The organism is Actomonas spartinae (genome assembly GCF_051209155.1).
Taxonomy (GTDB): domain Bacteria; phylum Verrucomicrobiota; class Verrucomicrobiia; order Opitutales; family Opitutaceae; genus Actomonas.
Genome location: NZ_JBPJGB010000003.1, coordinates 132550 through 152698, shown reverse-complemented (window position 1 = coordinate 152698; position 20149 = coordinate 132550). Strand labels below are relative to the sequence as shown.

Annotated in this window: 15 protein-coding genes; 7 read left to right on the top strand and 8 right to left on the bottom strand. The window is 64.2% G+C overall.

Features of this window, described 5'->3' with window-relative positions; genetic code table 11:
* Genes AC0MRV_RS15630 through AC0MRV_RS15610 form a run of 5 tightly spaced genes read left to right on the top strand, consistent with a single transcriptional unit; the run spans window position 1 to window position 5675 of the window.
* Window positions 1–1044, top strand: coding sequence for a hypothetical protein (locus tag AC0MRV_RS15630; protein ID WP_472765431.1), 1044 nt, complete (start codon window positions 1–3; stop codon window positions 1042–1044).
* Window positions 1041–1829: a glycosyltransferase family protein gene (locus tag AC0MRV_RS15625; RefSeq protein ID WP_472765430.1), complete on the top strand. Its 789-nt coding sequence runs from the start codon at window positions 1041–1043 to the stop codon at window positions 1827–1829. Before AC0MRV_RS15630 ends, AC0MRV_RS15625 begins: the two co-directional genes overlap by 4 nt.
* Window positions 1826–2953: a glycosyltransferase family protein gene (locus AC0MRV_RS15620; RefSeq protein ID WP_472765429.1), complete on the top strand. Its 1128-nt coding sequence runs from the start codon at window positions 1826–1828 to the stop codon at window positions 2951–2953. Before AC0MRV_RS15625 ends, AC0MRV_RS15620 begins: the two co-directional genes overlap by 4 nt.
* Window positions 2950–3858 (top strand): glycosyltransferase family 2 protein, encoded by a 909-nt coding sequence (locus AC0MRV_RS15615; protein ID WP_472765428.1) that lies wholly within the window; start codon window positions 2950–2952, stop codon window positions 3856–3858. The genes AC0MRV_RS15620 and AC0MRV_RS15615 overlap by 4 nt, the downstream gene beginning before the upstream one ends.
* Window positions 3859–3881: 23 nt before the next feature.
* Window positions 3882–5675 carry a hypothetical protein gene (locus AC0MRV_RS15610; RefSeq protein ID WP_472765427.1) on the top strand — a complete coding sequence of 598 codons (1794 nt, stop codon included), beginning with the start codon at window positions 3882–3884 and terminating at the stop codon, window positions 5673–5675.
* Here the strand turns inward: AC0MRV_RS15610 and AC0MRV_RS15605 are convergent, their stop codons facing one another.
* On the bottom strand, window positions 5676–7088 hold the full coding sequence (locus tag AC0MRV_RS15605; RefSeq protein WP_472765426.1) for a sugar transferase: 1413 nt from the start codon (window positions 7086–7088) through the stop codon (window positions 5676–5678).
* Between the two features lie 19 nt (window positions 7089–7107).
* Window positions 7108–9105, bottom strand: a complete 1998-nt coding sequence (locus tag AC0MRV_RS15600; RefSeq protein ID WP_472765425.1) for an O-antigen ligase family protein — start codon at window positions 9103–9105, stop codon at window positions 7108–7110.
* 263 nt (window positions 9106–9368) lie between these two features.
* On the opposite strand from AC0MRV_RS15600, the gene AC0MRV_RS15595 reads away from it, so the two are divergent.
* Together AC0MRV_RS15595 and AC0MRV_RS15590 are read left to right on the top strand one after the other, a co-directional pair.
* Window positions 9369–9734, top strand: a complete 366-nt coding sequence (locus AC0MRV_RS15595) for a helix-turn-helix domain-containing protein (protein ID WP_472765424.1) — start codon at window positions 9369–9371, stop codon at window positions 9732–9734.
* Between the two features lie 3 nt (window positions 9735–9737).
* Window positions 9738–11072: a type II toxin-antitoxin system HipA family toxin gene (locus AC0MRV_RS15590; protein ID WP_472765423.1), complete on the top strand. Its 1335-nt coding sequence runs from the start codon at window positions 9738–9740 to the stop codon at window positions 11070–11072.
* Here AC0MRV_RS15590 and AC0MRV_RS15585 read toward each other — a convergent pair whose 3' ends face one another.
* Genes AC0MRV_RS15585 through AC0MRV_RS15560 form a run of 6 tightly spaced genes read right to left on the bottom strand, consistent with a single transcriptional unit; the run spans window position 11073 to window position 19995 of the window.
* Window positions 11073–11483 (bottom strand): hypothetical protein, encoded by a 411-nt coding sequence (locus AC0MRV_RS15585; protein WP_472765422.1) that lies wholly within the window; start codon window positions 11481–11483, stop codon window positions 11073–11075.
* 46 nt (window positions 11484–11529) lie between these two features.
* Window positions 11530–12024, bottom strand: coding sequence for a nuclear transport factor 2 family protein (locus AC0MRV_RS15580; RefSeq protein WP_472765421.1), 495 nt, complete (start codon window positions 12022–12024; stop codon window positions 11530–11532).
* A gap of 9 nt (window positions 12025–12033) precedes the next feature.
* The gene (locus AC0MRV_RS15575; RefSeq protein WP_472765420.1) at window positions 12034–14466 is read right to left on the bottom strand and encodes an ABC transporter permease; all 2433 of its coding nucleotides are present in this window, start codon (window positions 14464–14466) and stop codon (window positions 12034–12036) included.
* Window positions 14467–14477: 11 nt separating this feature from the next.
* Entirely contained in the window at window positions 14478–16883 is a 2406-nt protein-coding gene (locus AC0MRV_RS15570) for an ADOP family duplicated permease (RefSeq protein WP_472765419.1), read from the bottom strand.
* On the bottom strand, window positions 16880–17584 hold the full coding sequence (locus AC0MRV_RS15565) for a hypothetical protein (RefSeq protein ID WP_472765418.1): 705 nt from the start codon (window positions 17582–17584) through the stop codon (window positions 16880–16882). The genes AC0MRV_RS15570 and AC0MRV_RS15565 overlap by 4 nt, the downstream gene beginning before the upstream one ends.
* Window positions 17584–19995 carry an ABC transporter permease gene (locus tag AC0MRV_RS15560; protein ID WP_472765417.1) on the bottom strand — a complete coding sequence of 804 codons (2412 nt, stop codon included), beginning with the start codon at window positions 19993–19995 and terminating at the stop codon, window positions 17584–17586. Before AC0MRV_RS15560 ends, AC0MRV_RS15565 begins: the two co-directional genes overlap by 1 nt.
* Between the last annotated feature and the right edge of the window lie 154 nt (window positions 19996–20149).

Sequence of the window (20149 nt, the reverse complement as noted above, 5' to 3'; positions counted from 1 at the left end):
ATGCCGCGGCACTATTGCACCACCTTCGACCGAAATTACCTGCTGCAGGGACTGACGTTGTGGCGCTCTTTGCGGGCGGTGGATGCGGACGCCGTGCTGTGGGTGCTGGCATTGGACGAGGTGGCTGCGACCGTCCTCTCGGATCTGCGTGAGCCGAACCTTAAGGTCGTTCGCGTCCATGATTTGGAAGCGACCTATCCCGGGCTGTCGGCCGCACGTTCGAGCCGGTCGCCGGTTGAATTCATTTTCACGCTGACGCCCTTCCTGCCGCGTTGGCTGTTGCAGCAGCATTCGGCGATCGAGGTGCTGGTGCAGGTCGATGCGGACATGGCGTTCTTTGCCGACCCGTCGGCCATCGTTACGGAACTCGGCGACGGATCGGTGCTGTTGGTGGAGCATGGTTTCCCGCCTCATTTGCAGTGGATGGAGGAGCGTGGGCGCTTCAACGTTGGCGTGCAGGCCTACCGGAACGATGCGGCGGCGAAAGCGTGTCTGTGGTGGTGGTGTGAGCGGTGTTTGGAGTGGTGCTTTGATCGGGTCGAGCCGGGGCGCTATGCGGACCAAGGGTATCTCACGGAGATGGTGGATCGCTTCGCTGGCGTGAGGGTGTGTCGCCACCCCGGGATCAATCTCGCGCCGTGGAACTGGATGACCCACCGCTATGCGTTTTCGCCGGAACGGCTGTTGGTCGACGGACACCCCTTGGTGGTGTTTCACTTTGCCCGTTTTCACCCGTTGGGCGGAAGGCGGTTTGCGTCGGGACAAATTGAATACGGGATCATGGGGTTGCGGCTGCGCACATGGCTTTATGAGCGTTACATCCAGGGGTGGGAGGCCGTGGCGGCGGCGCATCCTGCCGTGATAGCAAAGCCCGTCGCGCGCGACCAACAGACGGCGTGGCGCCAAGCGCTGATGCACGGGGTTCTGGGATCGACGTGGTATCGGGTGGGCGGAATTTGGTTTTCCTGGCGCGGCGGGCTTGGGCGTTGGTCGGCGCACCTGCTTGGTTGGTGGCGGGGCCGACGGAAAGGTCTGGCGGCATGAAACGGTGGCTCGTGATCACGCCGACGCTCGGACAATCATCGTTCCTCGCCGAAACGGTCGCCTCGGTGCGGGCGCTGGGCGAGGGGGTTTGTCATCGCGTGATTTGTCCAGCGGAGTCGGTGAAGGCGATGCAGTCCGTGGCACCAGAGGCGGAAATCCAAGCGGAGCAGGCGACGGGACTTTATGCGGCAATCCAACAGGGGGCCGCTGACGCGACAGACTTTGCGGCCGTGACGTGGCTAAACGACGATGATCGCCTCATCGCGACCGGGACCCACGCTGCCTGGTCGGCGATTTCCCGAGGCGCTGAACTTGTTTACGGCAAAGTCGGAATGCTCAATGGGCGCGGCTGTGAATGGGGATGGTTGCCGGTGTGTCGGCGCGGGGGGGATCTGGCGGCCTTGCTGGCGCGAGGCACCGTGGCATTGGCGCAACCCGGAACTTGGTTGTCCGGCTCGCTGTGGGGACAAGTGGGTGGGGTGGATACTCGGTATCGTTTGGCGGGAGATCTTGATTTGTTTTGGCGCGCGGCGGTCGGTGGCGCGCGTTGCGAATTTGTGCCGGAGCCGGTAGCGCGGTTTCGGCTGCGCGGTGGACAGCTCTCGCAACAACAGGAACTCGGCGGGCACGAAAAGGCTCAGGTATTGGCGACGGCGCTGCGCACGGCTGCGTGGGGGCCGCGGGCTCGCTTCCTCCTCGGGAACCTCGGGGTCTACATGGATCGGGTGCGGCGGCACGGGTTGGTGTCGATGGCAGAGATTTATCGACGGGGAGGTGAGTCGTGAAACGTCCTCGGGCCTTGGTTATTTCCAACATTGCGTGGTCGTTTGTCTGGCAGCGGCACCAGTCTCTCACCGCGTTGCTGGCGCGCGACTACGAGGCCGGGTTCATTGAACTCGCGGGGACGCGGGCACCGGGCTGGCGAGACCTCGGCCGGGTTTGGCGACATTTGCGCGCGAAGCCCGCGCCGCGCGCGGAATCTGCTCCGGTGTGGCTGTCCCGCCCCTTGGTGCTGCCTGCGACAAATCGCTGGTTTATGGCGATCAATGCTTGGCGGCTCAATCGATGGCTGCGCAGAGACCGGAGACTGCGGGATCGTTTCGACTTGGTGGTGTGCTACGCGCAAACCCGGACGGCCTTGCAGTTGCTGGATCGGATCCAATTCGACCGACTGGTTTACGACTGCACGGATGACTGGCTGGAAGTGGCCGGCATTCCCGCGAGCCTGGAGCAGGATGAGAAGGAACTGTTGCGCCGGTCCGATCTGACGCTGGTGCCCAGCGCGACCCTGTGGGAACGCAAAGCGCCGGCGGCGCGTAGGTGTGTGCAGTTGCCCCACGGGGCGTGGTTGGAGCGGTTTGATGTGCCGGATAAGCCACGGGGAGAATCGGTGACCTGCTTGTATTACGGTCATCTGCTACGGCAGCACCTGGATTTTGCGGTCGTCGAGGCCATTGCCCGAGCGCACCCGGACTGGCGCATCATTTTGGTCGGCCCGGTGAAAACCACCCACGTCTTTCCCGCGAACGTGGAGTTGCCCGGTCAAGTCCGGCATGTCGATCTGGCCGAATGGATCAGACAGGCGGATGTGATCTTGTTACCGTATGCGCAGAACCGCTATACCGAGGCCGTGATGCCCGCCAAAACCTATGAGGTGCTCGCTACCGGTCGTCCGGTTGTTGCGGCGCCTTTGCCGGAACTGACGCGGAGTTTTGGGGAGCACATGGAGTTTGCGTCGACCGCTGCGACGTGGCCGCTCGCGGTCGAGCGTGCGCTGGCAGAGGACACGTTGGCCCGGCGGAACGCCCGGCGGGCCGCTGCCCAAGCTCATTCATGGGACGCACGTTACGCCGAGCTGAAACAGCTGTTAGACGTGCCGACCTGTTCTGACCCCAATTTTGCCCCGTGAGTGCCGCGCGACCGATTTTGTCTGTCATCGTGGTGGCCTACAAATCCCGGGCCGAAATCGGCGCCTGCTTGGAATCGTTGCCGCAAGAGCTCGAAGGCCGCGCCGTCGAGGTGGTGGTCGTTGACAATTACCCGGCCGATGGCACGAGCGAATTTGTCGGTGATTCGTTTCCCTGGGTCACCTTACTCGATCCGGGCGAGAACCTCGGTTTCGGTGCGGCTAACAACCTCGGCTTCGACGCCAGCGACGGTGAGTGCGTGCTGTTTCTGAATCCGGACACTATCAGCAACACTCCGGCCTTGCAGCACCTGGTCGCTCGGGTCCTGGCGGAAAAGGAGATCGGTTTGATCACCCCGCGGCTCGTGCAGTCGGATGGTTCGATGGATCTTGCGTGTCGGCGGGCGATGCCGACGGCTTGGGATGGGTTCTGCCGGGCAACCGGATTGGCGGCGCGTTTCCCGAATTCGCAGTGGTTTGCTGGATACAACCTGACCTACCTGCCTGACAACGGCACCTACAACGTGGGGGCGATCAACGGTGCTTTTATGCTTGGGCGCCGAGCGGTGTTGACGGAGATAGCGGACCCGGCTGTGCCCAGCATCTTCGACGAAAGCTTTTTCATGTATGGCGATGACCTCGATCTCTGCGCGCGGGTGGCCAAGGCCGGCTACCGACTGGTCTATGACGGGCGCCATGAGATCGTGCACCTCAAAGGGCAAAGTGTGGCGAAGGACTATGACCGTATGTCGACGGCGATTTTTGACGCCAATCGCGATGTTTACCTGAAGCATTTTGCGCCCAGCTTCGTGTCGCGCTGGAAGTGGCAGCTCATGTTTGGCACCTGGAAGCGATTGGCGCTGTGGCGCGCAAAACGGCATGGTCATCGGCGGGTGCGGCCGGTTTGAAGGCTGAGATTATTGGCGACCGCATGGCAGCACGAACCCGTATTATCGCTTTCTTCGTTTCGAGTCAGGCGCCCAAGGCGCCGGCGCATCTTCGTGCCTTGGAGCACTGGAATAGGGTGCGGCAGGAGTTCGCGCTGGAGGAATGCGAATTTGAGTTGAGGGGATGTCGCCTGCGGCTGCTGGGGGAACAGCTGTCGAGTTTGAAGTCCGACGCGCTCGACGCTGAAGGCGCGCGCGCGGAATGGATCGTAGGGCCGCATCGGTCCCAACCTCGGTCGGCCTGGCTGGAGCAATCGGCGGATCAAATTCGCGATCGCTACCTGCGCATCCGCGCAGATGAGACGGGGCTGAGCATAACCTCGGACTACACCGGCTCCATCCCGGTCTACTATTCGCGGCGGCGGCATCTCAGCGTGTCAAATTTGCAGCCGGTCGTGGTGCTCGATTCAGACTCCCGATCCGGAGACCTTTGCTATGAATCAATTTTCGGTTTCCTGAAGTTCTCGCACTACATTTGGGACGAGACCGCGTTTCAGCACATTCGCATGCAGGAGCCTGATTCGACCTATCGGTTCAAGCTCCGAGGTCTCGAGCTGCAAAAACGCTCGCTGGAAACGCTGCGGGCGAGCTCCGAGAACCACCGCAACCTCACGCAAAACGCCCGAGCCTTTGCCGACCTCAATCATGCGTTGGTTTCCTCCGCCTTTGAGGCTGAACCACGCATCCTGTTGCCCCTTTCTTCCGGCTACGATTCGCGGCTCGTGTTGGCGGGCTTGCCTCAGGCTGCCCGCGGACGCACCCAGACGTTCACCTACGGACCGCCCGGGGCAATTGATGTCGAAGCGGCGCGGCGGTTGGCGAAGTTGGCGGGCGTGACTTGGTCGCGGGTGGAGTTGCCCTGTCGGTTTCTGGAAGGTGCGCCATTGCGAAGGGTGAGCCTGACCATGGGTGGTGCGCTGCATTTCCATGGCATGTATCAATTCGAGTTTTTCGAAATCGCGCTGCGGGCCCACCTGCCGGCCGTGGTGACCTCCGGGTTCATGACCGGGGTGCCCGCCGGACAGCACCAGTCCCTGCTGGGGATCGAATCGGAGTCAGCCAATCTCACGAAGGCCATGCATCGATTCGCGCAGAGCAACAGCTGGTCGATTTCCGACATCGTCGCTTTGTCGCCCAAGTTTGATCGGGAGATGGTCAACGCGGCGGAATCCCGGTTTCGCGCCGCGTTTGAGCGAGCGCCTGGCGAACCGTTTCAGAAAGCGGTTGTATTCGATAATTGGACACGGCAGCGCCAGTTTATCTCCTACTACCCGCGGACCTTGGAGTGGTGCCTGCCGGTGATCAGTCCACACATGACACCGATCTACCAGAACTTCTTCCTTGGGCTGCCTCGCGAGCAGTTGCACGACCGTCGGGTGGTCGAGGCGATGTTGGCCGCGCATCAGCCCGATTTCGCGCAAGTGCTTTCGAACAGCAACGGTTTGCGGGCCATCTCAAATCCGATGCTCAATGTCGGCGTCCTGGCGGCCCGGGTGATGCGGCGGGCCGGACTGGGCGCTTGGGTGCCGGGCTATTTGCGAGACGCGCCGCTCACGTTTGATGTCACGGCCGTGCGAAGCGCCGGGTTGGCGGGCCTCGATCCGGTGTTTGCCGACGGCAGTGGGTTGGCGCAGCTGTTTGCACCAGAGCAACTGCAGCGACTCGGCGCGGAAATGATGCAGGAAGTGGAGGCTCCGGGGTGCCGCGGCTCCGGCCGTTACCAGCAGCTGGTGACGTTGCAGGCTATCGCGGCGGATTTGGCGCTTTGCCCCTCGTGATCAGACGCCGCTGCGCCAGCGGGCGAAGGTGAGGAGCATGATTTGGAGGTCTAGCCAGATGGACCAATTTTCGATGTAGTAGATGTCGTAGCGGATGCGCTCGGCGAGGTCGGTGTCGCCGCGGAGACCGTTGACCTGGGCCCAGCCGGTCATGCCGGGTTTGACGACATGGCGGGGCAGGTAGTGCGGGATCTGGGTCGACAAGCGATCAACGTGGTGGGGGCGCTCGGGGCGCGGTCCGACGAGGCTCATGTCGCCGCGCAACACGTTCCAATATTGCGGCAATTCATCGAGGTTCCAGCGGCGCATGAATGCGCCGATGCGCAGCAGCCGCGGGTCGCCAGCGCGGGTGCTCTGTTGCGCGGCATCCGCCGCGGCAGCGTCGGGTTGCATGCTGCGGAGTTTGTAGAGCGTGAAGGGGCGATGGCCGACGCCCACCCGCGTCTGTCGAAAGAAGATCGGTCCGCCGGGTGACTCTCGTTTGATGAGCATCGCCAGCACCGCGATGAACGGGGCGGAAATGAGCAGGCCGCTGAGCGCGCCGGCGATGTCGACGCAGCGTTTGGCGATGCGGCTCAGGAAACGAGCGATGGCGAGGTCGTCGACGCCGATCACCGGCACGCTGCCGACAGTCTGTAGCCGCAGGCCGCTGAGGAAGATTGGGAACGCCGCCGGGAGCACCTTCCACTCGGTGTAGGTTTGTTCGCAGGTCGCCGTGATTCCGGCGAGTTGATCGGACGGGAAATCGAGCCGCGCCGCGAGCAGCACGTCGATGCGATGTTGCTCGAGCAAAGACTGAAGCTGGTCAACGGGTCCGAGCGTCGCGACGGGGGCCTGACTCGAGGTTTCGCCAATGACACCAACGACCTGGTAGGGGTGAGTGTCTCCGCGAGCCACGTCCTCCACGAGGGTGAGCGCGCCGTCGCTCCAGCCGAGCAAGGCCACGCGCCGGCGCAGTCGGGCCAGCAGTGGACCGCGGGTCACGACCCGATAAAACACTTCGCGCCAAAGCCACAGCAGCAACAAGGTGCAGGCCCCGCCCAGCACCACAAAGAGGCGCGAGATCGGCGGCTCAAATTTGATGACCAGAGAGAAAGCGAGATAGACGATGACCCAGAACACCGTCGCGCGCGTGAGCAGGTTCAGCGCGTGTTGTTTGCGCAACAGCACGCGGCCGTCATAGAGACCGCGTTGCGCAAACGCCCCGACCAGAAACAGCACGCCCACCAGCAGCAGCGGCAGGTAGAGGCCGTAGGTCGCCCCGGGCACGTAGATGCCGAGCCCGCCGACGGGAGAGGCGTAACGCAGCCAATAACCCAGCGAGAGACCGGCAAACGCGACGAGCGTGTCGCCGATGAGCAGCAGAACGGGCAGCAGCGAGTCGCGGAGGGGGTTGCGATTGGGGGCGGCCATGCAGTGCGGGAAGAACGGGCTACGGATCGGTTCGAAGCAACCGCAGAAGCAGGGGCGCGGGCAACCAACCTTTGGCCGGAAGGGTGGTCGCGTAGTCGGGCGGCGTAACCAGCTCCTGGACAGTGAACACATCGTGTGGCGGTGGCAGATCGAGATTGCGCATCAAGACCGGATAGCCCGAGCGTTCGCGCTGAAAACGACGCACGGGCCCATCGGGCACCTGACCGAGCTGGGGCAGGGCCGCCCGCAGGCGCTGTAAGCCGTGTTGCCGCCACTGCTCCAGTGGTGGCGTTTGTTGCGCGGCAATATTGAGGTATTGCGCGAGCCGCTGCCGGGTTTGGTCGCGCAGGGCGGCGAGGGGCTCCAGTCGCCACCATGGCGCGTAGAGAAAACCGGGGTCGTTGAGGCACTCGAGCGCGAGGGCCTGGGCGCAGGCTTCGGGTTGCGCTTGGTTCAGCCGGGCGAGGGCGAGCCCGAGGTAAACCCCACCTTTGTCCGGCACCAGGTGTGCCGCGACCGTGAAGTGTTGTGCGGCGACTTCCGGGGCGGCGGTAATCAGCAGCCAACCGAGGTTGAAGTGTGCGATCTCCTGCGTGGGATTCAGTTGCAATGACTCCCTGAGCTGGGCGATGGCGGCGGCGGTTTCGCCCGGGGCGTTTGCGCGCTGCAAGGCCTCGACGTTCAATCGTGGAGCCGGGTCGCGGGCGCCGAGAAGCGCGACGATCAAGATCACACCGGCGCTCAGAGCCGGACCGATGACCCGGGCGCGGGGCATGGCTGCGAGCTGCGGTCCTGAGCGCGGCGCGAGACAGGCGCCGGCCAGGGCAACGGCCGCGACAAAGAACGGCACGTCGAGTTGATAGTCGGTCAAGGCGAACACACCGAATCCCCCCAGCGTGATCGCGGCCGTGGGGTGGCTGCGCCAACGTGAAAGCGCCAGGATGAGCAACGCGCCCACGAACAGAAGGCCGACGGCACCGAGTCCGCTCCAGATCTCGAGCGGGGTATTGTGGAGCTGCAGCACGGTTTCGGTGCCCCCGTCTAGCTGACCGCGATAACGCGGATAGATAAGCGGCGTGGTATGCAGTCCCCAACCGAGCAGCGGGCGATCCAAGCCCATGTGCCAGCCGGCTTCGGCCATGGCCAGACGTTGCACGGAGCTGAGGTTGGGTGGAGCGTTAGGATCGGCGTCGGGGCGAAGCAGGTCGCGAATACGTGGATTGGAAACGGCGAACAGCGCGGCCAGGGCGAGCGCGACTCCGCCGATGAACAGCAGGCGGCGTAGTGGCAGGCGCAGGGCCAGGATCTCGAGTGTAACGATGACCGCGAATCCGATCATGCCGCCGCGACTGCCGGACGAAAACAGTGCGGCCAAGAGTAACAACAGACCCGTCGCCCAAGCCAAGCGGGCGCCGCCGCGGGAGGACTTCACCGCCTGCCACACCCACGGAAGTCCGATCACAACGAGTCCGGCAGTATAGTTGGCGTGACCGAGGGGGGCGGCGTTGCGGTAGTTGAGGACTTCGGTGAGGCTCTGCGGCGGTGTGGCAAAGCTCAGCATCGCGGTTGCCCAGTAAGCTAAACTCACCCCGGCCACCAACACCGCGGCAATCGCGGCCGTTTGTTCGGTTTTTTTAAGGGCAGCCGGGGCCGCACTTTGGCGGGCAACGGAAGCCCAGAAATACAACGCGATTCCCGCCAGCCACGGAGCCGACCAGCGCAGCGCCTGCGCGCGGTGCGGGCTAAACCATGCACTCAGGATGATGAGGGCGGCCAACAGGAGCAGCAGGAGGGTCGAAGTTCGTGGGAGCGTGAGGCCGTCCCGCGTGGCGGCGAAACGTAAGGCGCAGCCCACAAGGGGCACGAGCAGAGCCAGCCAATAGAAACCCCGTCCGACGCCGGTGTGCATTTGGGAGGTGCCCGGATACCACAGGGTTATGATGGTGAGGGACAGCAGTCCAATGACCGTGAGCGCCGTTTCGGCAGGGGCCGTTCGATGAGTCGCGGGGCGGGGCATGGACGAGAGGAACTCAATCGCAGGTCATGAGGTGGGCGAGCTCGATTTCGGCGGCACGACCGGCCTGCTTCGATTGACCGGTGGTTGGGACCAAAGATTCCGACTTATATGGTATCATTAAAGGCAGAAAAGAGCCGAGAAACGGGCGCAGGAGGATTAAGCGGTAAAAAAATGCCTTAAAAGCTTGAATAATGTTTTCGTTAAAGGCATAAAAACGCCGACAAAGGGGAGATAGTGAACTAAGCGGCAATAAAGATCCTGTAATGCAAAATAACCAGAACAACGGAAACGACGAGTATCTGCGTCGACTTGGCGACCGGCTACGTCGGCGGCGCCTGAACCAGAACCTCACGCAAGCAGAGCTCGCGGCGCAGGCCGGAGTCGCGCCGCGCACCGTGCGGGCCATCGAGGGCGGCGCATCGGCATCCATGGATACCTGGCTTTCGCTCCTGCGGGCCTTGGGGGCGCTCGATCAAGTGGAGCAGTTTTTGCCGGAGCCGCCGCTGAGTCCGATCGAACTCGCCAAGTTGAAAGGGAAAACCCGTCAGCGAGCGACCGGTTCGCGCGGCAGCGAACGCGATCAGGCGGCCGCGGAGGATCCCGCTCCGGGCTGGACGTGGGGAGATTGAGTCATGGAGCCGGTTGAAATCGCCGATGTCATGCTGTGGGGGCGCACGATTGGTGCGGTCGCTTGGGATCGTGAGCGCGAGGTCGGGTCGTTTCAATACACCCGCGAATTCCAAGGCAGTCGCATTGAGGTGGCTCCGCTTACGATGCCCTTGGGGCCGGCGGTGTATGCGTTTCCGGAATTGGCGAGGCGTTCGTTTCATGGCCTGCCGGGTCTGTTGGCCGATGCCTTGCCGGACAAATTTGGCAACCTGCTGATCGACCAGTGGCTCACCCGGGCGGGTCGCGAACCGGGCAGCTTTTCCCCGATCGAGCGGCTGTGTTATCTCGGCACTCGAGGCATGGGCGCCTTGGAGTTTCGTCCGTCGCTACGGCGCGGTCGCGAAGCCTCGGCGCCGGTTGAAATCGAAGCACTGGTGGCGTTGGCGGCGGACGTGTTGGCGGACCGGGCGGGGTTGACCACGCGATTGGGCGAGGCCGACGACGAAACGGCGCGCGAGGCCTTGCGTGACATTCTGCGCGTCGGCACGTCGGCGGGCGGCGCGCGCGCCAAGGCCATCATCGCCTGGAACGAAGCCACCGGCGAAGTGCGTTCGGGGCAGGTCAAGGCGCCGGAAGGCTTCAGTTATTGGCTGCTGAAGTTTGACGGGGTGGAGCACAACCGCGACAAGGAGCTGGCCGATCCCAAGGGGTATGGGCGAATTGAATACGCCTACCATTTGATGGCGGCGGCGGCAGGGGTGGAGATGAACGAGTGCCGTCTGCTCGAGGAGAACGGCCGGGCGCATTTCATCACGCGGCGTTTCGACCGCACGGCCGATGGTGGCAAGCGTTTCATGCAGTCGCTCTGCGGCGTGGCGCACTACGATTTCAACCAAGCCGGCGCTTACAGTTACGAACAGGCGCTGGAGGTGGCGCAGCGACTCGGCTGCGGGATCGACGAACTCCGCCAACTCTATCGGCGCATGGTCTTCAACGTTCTGGGTCGAAATCAGGACGATCACACCAAGAACATCGCTTTCCTGATGAACCGGGCCGGACGTTGGAGTCTCGCGCCGGCCTTTGACGTGACGTTTGCCTTCAATCCGTCGGGCGAATGGACGAGCCGTCACCAGATGACGCTCAATGGCAAACGTGACGGTTTTACGCGCGCCGATCTCATGGCGGTGGCGCGCCGCTTTCGCCTCGGCAAGCCCGGCGCGATCGAGGCGATCTGGCAGGAGGTCGATGGCGCGCTGGGCCATTGGTCTGAACACGCCGCCGCCGCCAACGTGTCCGCGACCTGGGTGCGCCACGTGGCTTCGTCGCATCGCCGCTTGGCGGTGCTGCCGAAGGAATGATCAATCCCGGTTCAGCAGCTCATCGTTGGGCGAGAGCTCATCGATCGAGGTCAGCACGGTGGCATTGAGAAAGCGAACCTCACTGCCGCTTACATAGCGATCTAGGCGGAGAAAGAGCGGCCGTTCTTCGTAGTGCAGCGCGATGACGAAACGCTCAAGTCGCGACGAGATGCGGACGCTGGCGATGAATTGATGATCCAACAACGTGCCCGCGCCCTCGCTCGCCTTGGCGAGGCTCGTGGCAAGACGTTGGGCGGCTTCCGGCTGCCGCGCTAGGAGGATCTTGGCGAAGCTGGCCGGACCGTTGCCAGGGAGCTGGTCCAGGGCGTAGTTGAGGGTGTTGGTCTCCGCACGCAGCGGCGTGCTAATGACCAGCAGCGCGAGGAGAAGGGGGGCGGGGATGATGCGCATGACGGGGGCGGAGTTCGTTCATCGGACCGCCGCCGGATGCGCTTGTTCATTTTGCGTTCGTCGCGACTTCTTTCAGCGGGCCGTAGTCGTAATGATCGAGGTGCAGCAGCACCTTGCCATCGACAATGCGCAGGATGGTCACCGCGGGCAACGCGACGGTGTAGTCGACGCCGGCTTTCGCTCCAAACATGGCGCCGTCGAGCGTGAGGTGGGAGATGCCGATCAACACCACCCGATCATGGTAAGTGAGCCGTTCCCTGACTTCGAATTTGAAACCATGAAGCAGGACCCAACCTTCGCGCATCGCGCCGACGATCGCCTCGCCGCCACTGACGCGAAATCGCTGCCGCCAATAGCCTTCAGAGGTCGGATCATCAAACACCGACTCTGGCGTGTAGAACGCGCCCAAGGCATCAAGGTCCTGCGCAGTGTAGGCGGCGAGGTAGCGATCGGCGGTATCGTTCAGTTCGGCGGGTGTCGCAGCCCGGACGGCAACGGCGGCGGAACAGACGCAGAGAAAAGCGAGGAAGATGCGGCGCATGGGAAAAGGTTATTCGTCGCGCAAGGCGACCATGGGATCCACCCGACTGGCCCGCCGCGCGGGCAGGAAGCACGCGATCAAACCGACCCCGCACAGGACGAGTGCGGCTGCAGCGACGGACCGGGTGTCGAGCGGCGAGATGTCGTAGACGAGGCTCTGCAACAGGCGGCTCACGGCCAGATAGCCGATGACGCCGATGACCAGCCCCATCACGATGAGGCGGCCGCCTTGGTGCAGGATCAGGTTCAATACATCACGGGCCGCGGCGCCGAGGGCCATTCGGATGCCGATCTCCTGCGTGCGCTGGCCGACACTGAAGGCCAGCACGCCGTAGACACCCAACGCGGCGAGCAACAGGGCCATGCCGCTGAAGAGCGCCAACAACAACATGGGCGTCTTGCGGGTTTGCAGTGAACCATCCACGCGACCTTCCAACGTTTGCAGGTCATAGATCGGCAAATTCGGATCGACCCGCAGCACCGCCGTCCGCAATGGCTCGGTGATCGACTCCGGCGGCACCGCGGTTCGCACCACCAGGTTCATGCCAGTGATCGGACGTTGGGCGTAGGGATAGTAGATGGTTTCCTTGCGAACCGGATCGTCGAGCCCCTGGTGCTTTACGGCCGCGACCACGCCCACGATGGTGCGCATGTTTTCGGGCTGGTTGTTGCCGCGGTAGATGCGTTTGCCAATCGGGCTTTCGCCGGGCCAGTAGCGGTCGGCCAGGACGCGGTCGATGATCACGACGGGTTCGGCCTCGGGGCCGTCCAAGTGATTGAACGTGCGTCCCTGCTGCAACGGGATCCCCATGGTTGCAAAAAAGTCCGGGGTGACGGAGCGGATCTGGCCGTGTGGCGGGGATACGCCTTCCGGTTGCTCGCGGCCCTCGATGTGGTAGGTGCCTTGGGAGTTGCTGTAGCCAAAGGGAATGTTGCTGGTCATGGCGGCGCCGTTGACGCCGGGCAGTGTCGCCACCTCGGCGGTGAGGCGGTCGATGAAGTCCCGTCTGTCATGATCTTCCGGATACGCCTGCTCCGGCAGAGTGAACCGCGCGGTCATCACCGATTCCGGATCGAAACCGGCCGACTGATTCTGCAGGTGCTGGAAGCTGCGTATGAGCAGGACGGTCGTGGCGAGCAGCATCAGCGACAGCGCGATTTCGGTCACCACGAGGGCGTTGCGCAGGAGGCGCTGGCGTCGGCCGGCGGTCACGCGAGCGCCGGCGGCCTTGAGCGCTTCACCGGCGTGAGAGCGCGAGGCCTGCAGCGCCGGAATGAGCCCAAAAAGCAGTCCCGTGCCGGCCGCGCAGGCGAAGGTGAAGACGAAGACAGGCAGGTCGAGTGAGACGGTTTCGCCGCGGGGCAGATCGCTTACGCCCAGCAGGTTCATGCCCTCCAATGACCAGGTCGCGACGAGGAGTCCCAAGGCGCCGCCCGTGAGGAAGAGCATCAGGCTCTCGGTCAGCAGTTGCCGCACGATGCTCCAGCGACTCGCGCCCAGCGCCGCGCGAATCGCCATCTCGCGCTGCCGGGCGAGGGCGCGGGTTAGCAGCAGGTTGGCCACATTGGCACAGCCGATAAGCAACGCGGCGACAACCCCGGCTTGGAGCAGCCACAGCATCCCTCGCACATCACCGACCTTTTGGTCGAGCAAAGGCTTGGCGATGCCGGTGAAGCCGGAGGCCTCCACGTAGGGGCGGAACTGCGGCGCAAATTCGAGGTTCTGGTCAATGATCGTCGCACATTCGGCGGTGAGCATCGCGGCAGTCGCGCCGGGTTTGAGGCGGCCGATCATTTCCGAGTATTCGTTGCCCCGCTCGTTGATGCTCTTCTGGTCGTTGGTGAAGGCGAAGGGGACCCAGAGTTTTACGTTGGATTGCGGGAAGGAGAACGACTCGGGCATCACGCCGATCACCTCGTGGGTGACCCCGTCGAGCCGGAGTCGTTGACCCAGAGCGTCGGCGCGGCCGCCGAACTGATCCTGCCACAGGCCATGGCTCAGCACGACGACATGTTCGTGGCCGATCTCGGCCTCGGTCGCAGAAAAGACGCGACCGAGCGCCGCGTCACTTTGCAGGGTGCTGAACAGGCTCGGACTGGCGCGAATGCCGAGCACGCGGGTCGGTTGCTCATCGCCGGAGAGGTTGATGCTTTCCCAAGTGTAGATGGCACCGTCCTCCAGCGAGGGGGCGCGCTCAACGCGGTCGAGGTAGTCGGGAATCGAAACGCCGGCGTATTCCAGATCGCTCTTTGGGTAGCTGTTGTAGACCTGCACGAGGCGATCGGCGTCGGCGTAGGGCAGCGGTCGCAGCAGCACGCTGTTGACCACGGTGAAAATCGCGCTGTTGGCGCCGATGCAGAGTGCCAGGGTCGCGATGGCGACGAAGGTGAATCCCGGCGACTTGACGAGCGAACGAAGGGCAAGGCGGAGGTCGGTGAGCATGGCGGAAGGGGTTATTCGGAACGAAGGGCGATGGCAGGATCAACCCGCGTGGCACGATTGGCCGGCAGCCAGGCCGCGATCAGGCAGACGACGCAGATAAACAACACGGCGAGGCCGAAAACAATCGGGGAAAACGGCGGCACGTTGAAGAGCAGGCTGGCGACGCCGCGGGCGGAACCGAAGGCCAGCAGCACTCCCAGGCCCAAACCGGGCGCGATCATGCGCGCGGCGTCCCGGAGCACATCGGCCCGCAGATCGGAGGAACTGGCACCGAGCGCGGAACGCACCCCGAGTTCGCGTTGGCGCGAGGCGACCACAAAGGCGAGCAAAGCATACAATCCGGTCGCGCAAAGCACGATGGCGAGGCCGGCGAAGGCGACGATGAGCACGAGCGAAAATCGCTGCTGCCACGCGGAGTCGGCGTAGAACTCGTTCACCCGACTCTCGAAGAAGAGGGAAACGTTGGGATCGATGTCCCACACGGTGCGCTGCAGCGTGCTAAAGCGCGGCGGCGGACCTTGAAAGCGCACGAACACCGCGGTCGACGGTGGCACGGATTGCTCCATGGGAATGACGAAAGAGTCGATCACCTGCGGACGGTGGCCGGAGCTGAGTCGATCGGATACAACCCCGACGATGGTGAACCACTCGTCGACCTGGTTCTGCAGCTTGACGCGTTTTCCCACGGCGATTTCGCCGGGCCAATAGCGCTCTGCCAATGCCGCACTCACCAGGGCCACGCGCGGGTGATCGGCGGTGTCGGTCGACTCCAGCAGCCGACCGTGGAGCAGGCGAACCGCGTGCGTGTCGGCAAACTCGGGTGAGACGGCTTCGACCTGCGCCTGTTTGGGTGTCTCCAGCAGATTGAGGCCGTCGCCCTCCTGCACAAAGTTGCTGTAGGAAACCGGCGGCGCGGCGTAGCTGAAGTTGACCAGACTCGCGCTGGTGACGCCCGGCAGCGCGGCGACGCGTTCACGCGCTTGGGCAAAAAAGCGCATCCGGGCGGCCGCATCCTGAAACCCCGCCGAGCGCACGCCGATGCGGAATTGAAAGAGTTCGTCGGTCGGAAACCCGTAGTCCACTTCGTTGAGCTGGCGGCTGCTGTGCACGAGCAGACCGGCACCGGTCGCGAGGGCCAGGGCTACCGCGATTTGGCCGGCCACCAACCAGCGGCTGAAGCGTCCGGCGAAACCGTGCCCACTCACGCGACCTCCGCCGCGCAGGGTGCTTTCGATGTGGAGGCGACGCGCGATGAACCACGGCATGAGCCCAAAGACCAGTGCGGCCAATGCGGCCACGCCGACGGCGAAACCCCAGGACAACCAGCGTAGCTCCGGCGTGGCAAAACCGCTGGTGCCATTCCCACTCGGCACGAGTCCCACCAGCATGGGGGCGACCCAGGCGGAGAGAAACAGGGAGATCACGGCGGCGAGCCCGGTGAGCACGAGGTTCTCGCCCCAGAACATGCGCAACAAGCGGCCGGGTCGGGCGCCCAGCGCGAGACGCACGGCAAACTCACGGCGACGGCGCAGCGCCTGTGCCAGCAGCAAGGCACCGCTGTTCAGGCAGGCGGTCACGAGCACCAGCGCCGCCATCGCGAGGAGCATCCACAGAACCTGGCGAAACGGCCCGAGCAAGGTGTCGCGCAGCGGCGCGGCGTTGAGGCCCCGGCCGGTGTTCGTGTTGGGGTGGTTTTGCGCAATGACGCGGCCGAGATGCGCGATCTCGGTTGCGGCGGTTTGCGGCGAAACGTCCGGCTTCAGTTTGCCGAAGAGAAAGTGGCGGGTGCTTTGCCGTCCCATCGAGGACTGTTGCTCGGGCAGCCAGCTCAGCCATGCCTGCTGACCGTTGCCGAGCGAGGGCAATTCGAACTCAGCTGGCAGCACGCCCACGACTCGCGCGCTGCGATCGTCCAGGCGCACGCTGCGACCGATGATGTCGCGATCACCCCCGAAGCGTCGTTGCCACAGGGAGTCGCTCAACATCAAGGCCGGTTCACCGGCGATATCGGCGTTTTGCGACGTGATGACGTCACCCAAAGCAGCTCGGACACCGAGCACGCTGAAAAACTCCGGGCTCACCACGGGCACGTAGGCCACTTCCGTAGCGTCGTCACCGTAGACCGTGAACGAGGCATTGGTGACCATGGCCAACTGGTCAAAGGATTCCGCTTCGCGACGCACGTCGAGGGCGCTGTCCCAACTGATGCGACCGCGAGAGTTGGGGCCGTCGGCCAACTCATATTCCTCGATCAACATGACCCGGCGATCGTCGAGGTGCGGCAACGGCGCGAGCAGGAAGGTGTCGATCAGACCCGTCACCACCACGGCGGCGGAGAGGGCCAGAGCGAGGGTGGTGACGATGGTGGCGTTCAGCAGGGCGTGGCGGCGTAGGCCTTGGAGGACGGGACGCATCATGGAGCAGGAGGGGGCGCGGGTGGTTCGGGCAGTTCAAAGTCCGCGGGAGTGACCGTTGGATTTACCTGAAAGTGTTCGATTTCATAGCGCCAAGTCCCGTTGGGACTGGCGCCCCAGGCGGGGTAGCGGATGCCGGCGGGATGGTCGACGAGCGGCCCAAACACCGTGCCCTCACCGATCTCGCCGGTGCCGTATTGCACCGGTTCGCCACGCGGGTTGAGACGAAACCAGTTCAATCGCTCACCGGCTTCATGCACGGTGAGAAATCCGTCGTCGGTGAGTTCGCAGGAGAGTGCGGGGTCGCCCCGCGCGAGCCGCCGTAGCGTGCGGTAAACATTGCTGGCCCACCATGCCCGGTTGTCCGCGGCTCGCTTGGCCGACGCGACCTGCACGGTCTCCGCGTCGCGGCGTTGGAACGCGTCGTTGCCGTCAATGACTTCCCAACGATGCCAACCTTTTGCCTGGGCCTCGAAGCGGACCCGCGGTCGGGTGAAATCGTTGATGATGCGGTTGGCGTAGCGCACCGGTTCTCGCATCTCGTAGTGCGTTGCTTCAACGATCACGAGGTCGACCGCGGACCATGCCTCGGCTCCGCCCATCGCGGTGACCAGGCGAGCGGCCGCTTCATGGCCAGCCGGACTGGCCATTCCGACGGCCGCGCAGGCGAGGCTCACAATCGGAATGAGGAGTCGCGGCATCATTATTCGGAACGCAGGGCGATCATGGGGTCCACTTTGGCGGCGCGGCGGGCGGGGAGCAGGCAGGCGAGGGTGGCCACCAGCGCGAAGCTGACCGCCACCAGTGCGTAGATCGCGAAGCCCAGCGACTCGACGCCGAAGAGCTGGGATTGGATGAGCTGGGTGGCGAAACCGGCGATGATGAGTCCGGCGACGACGCCGATGGCGACGAGCGCCAGCCCCTGGCGCAACACCATGGCGACAACGTGGCCGGGCAACGCACCGAGCGCCATGCGGATGCCGATCTCGGCGCGGCGTTGCGTCACGTTGTAAGCGAGAACCGAATACAGGCCCACAACGGCGAGCAGGAAGGCGATGCCGGAGAAGCAGCCGATCAACCACGCGGCGATGCGCTGCACACCGAGCGAGTTGAGCGTGAGCTCGTCCATGGTCTGGAAGAAGGACAACGCGATGGTCGGATCGACGGATTTGAGCGCGGCGCGCAGGGCGGCCTGCATGGCGACCGGGTCGCCCGTGGTGCGAACGGCGAAGCCCATGCCGTTGTTGGCGCGCTGGGTGGCGGCGAAATACATTTCGTCCGGCGCGGCTTGATTGAGGCCGGCGGTTTTCACGTCGGCGATCACGCCCACGATTTCGTTGACGGTCTCACCATTGGCGCCGGTGAGGATGGTTTTGCCGACGGCGCTTTCGCCCGGCGCGATCTTCTTGGCAAAGGTTTCGTTGACGACGATGACCGGCGGCGTGTCCGCGCGATCGGTGGTTTGGAACCAGCGGCCCTCGAGTAGCTTCAGTCCGATGAGCTCCTTGTAGTCGATGCCGGCGACGCGAAAGCCGGTGAGTGGGCGTTGCGGCAGGGGCAGCACCGGCGTTCCGCCCAGGGTGTAGGGCGAGATGGGGGTGAAGCCGGAAAGCGGCAGGCCGATGATGGGCGAGGCGTGGGTGACGTTGGCCTGACGGGTGAGTTCGGCGCCGACGTTTTCGTAGAAGGCAATGCGTTTGGCGGGCGTGTCGTAGCGCTGCTGCGGCAGGTTGATGAAGGCGCCGGCGACGCCGGTGGCATCGAAGCCGGCGTCGGTGGTGAGCAGTTTCCAGAAACTCGTCATCAGCAGGCTGGCGCCGACCAGCAGGGTGACGGACAAGGTGACCTCAGCCACGATCAGACCGGCCCGGAAGCGACGTCCGGCGGCGCCGGCACCATCGGTGCGCGCCGTGTCTTTGAGGGCTTCGGTGAGCTCGGCGCGCGAGGCCTGCCAAGCCGGCACGAAGCCCACGAGCACCGCGGTGACCAGCGCGGCGACGAGGGAGAACAGCAAAGCGTTGCTGTCGAAGCTGATCTCGTTGGCGCGCGGGAGTTGGTTGGCGGCGAGGCTGGCCACCGCCGAGATGGCCCAAAGGCTCACCAACATGCCGAGCACGCCGGCGATGGCGGAGAAGAGCAGGCTCTCGGTCAGGAACTGACGGATGATGTCGCGGCGGGTGGCGCCGAGGGAGAGGCGCACGGCGATCTCCTTGTGACGGGCGGACAGTCGGCCGAGGAAGAGTGAGGCGATATTGGCGCAGGCGATGAGCAGCACAAAACCGCAGGCGGCCAGGAGCACGTAGAAGGTCGGGCGGGTGTTGCCCACCAACTCGTCGGCGTAGGGCCGCAGCAGGTGGTCGTGGTTGGCGTCCATGCGCGACGGGAACTCCGCATTGTAGCCGGCGGAAAGCGCGTGGAGCTCGGCGTCGGCCTGCTCGATCGTGACACCCGGCGCGAGGCGTCCGGTGATCTGGAGGTAGATCGCGCCGCCGGCGTGGACCTGCTGCAGCGGGATGCCGGCCTGTTCGTCGGGCCGCGCGATCAGGTATTGTGTCTGTTGATACGGAAAGGGTAGCGCGGGCGGCAGCACGCCGATGATCTCGTTGGGCACGCCGTTGAGTTCGATGATCGTGCCGATGATGTCGTTGCGTGCGTTGAGCCGATTCTGCCAGAGTTCGTGGGTGATGATGACGTGGTTGGGACCACCGACCACATCGTCGGTCGCGTCGAAGTCGCGACCCCGGGCCACGCCGAGTCGGTGCACGTGCAGGAAGTTGGAGGTGACGGCGAGGCCGTTGAGCTGCTCTGCGTCGCCGCCATCGGTGAAGGTGGCGTTGTGGAAGGTGGATGCGGCGATCGACTCGTAGGACTGGGAGTTGTCTCGGTAGTGAACGTATTTGGGCCACGACGCCGCGGGCGCGGAAAAGTTGCCGGTCGGGTCGTCGACCCAAGGGCGCACGAGGCGATTTGATTCGGGAAAGTCGAGCGGGCTCAGCACCACCGTGTTGAACACGCTGTAGAGCACGGTGTTGGCGGCGATGCCGACGGCGATGGTCAGAACCGCGACGAGGGTGAATCCAGGAGACTTGAGCAGGGAGCGAAGGGCGATGCGCATGGGTAAGCGACCGGGCCTCACGCACGCCGCGTGCCAGCGTGCTTCGCGCGCATTAAGAGCCTATCGTGCATGATTTAACGTAACCAAGAATCGCGGAGGCCACGCCCGGTTCACCCGGTCGCGGGATGAGTTCATCCCAATAATGGGACGCCGC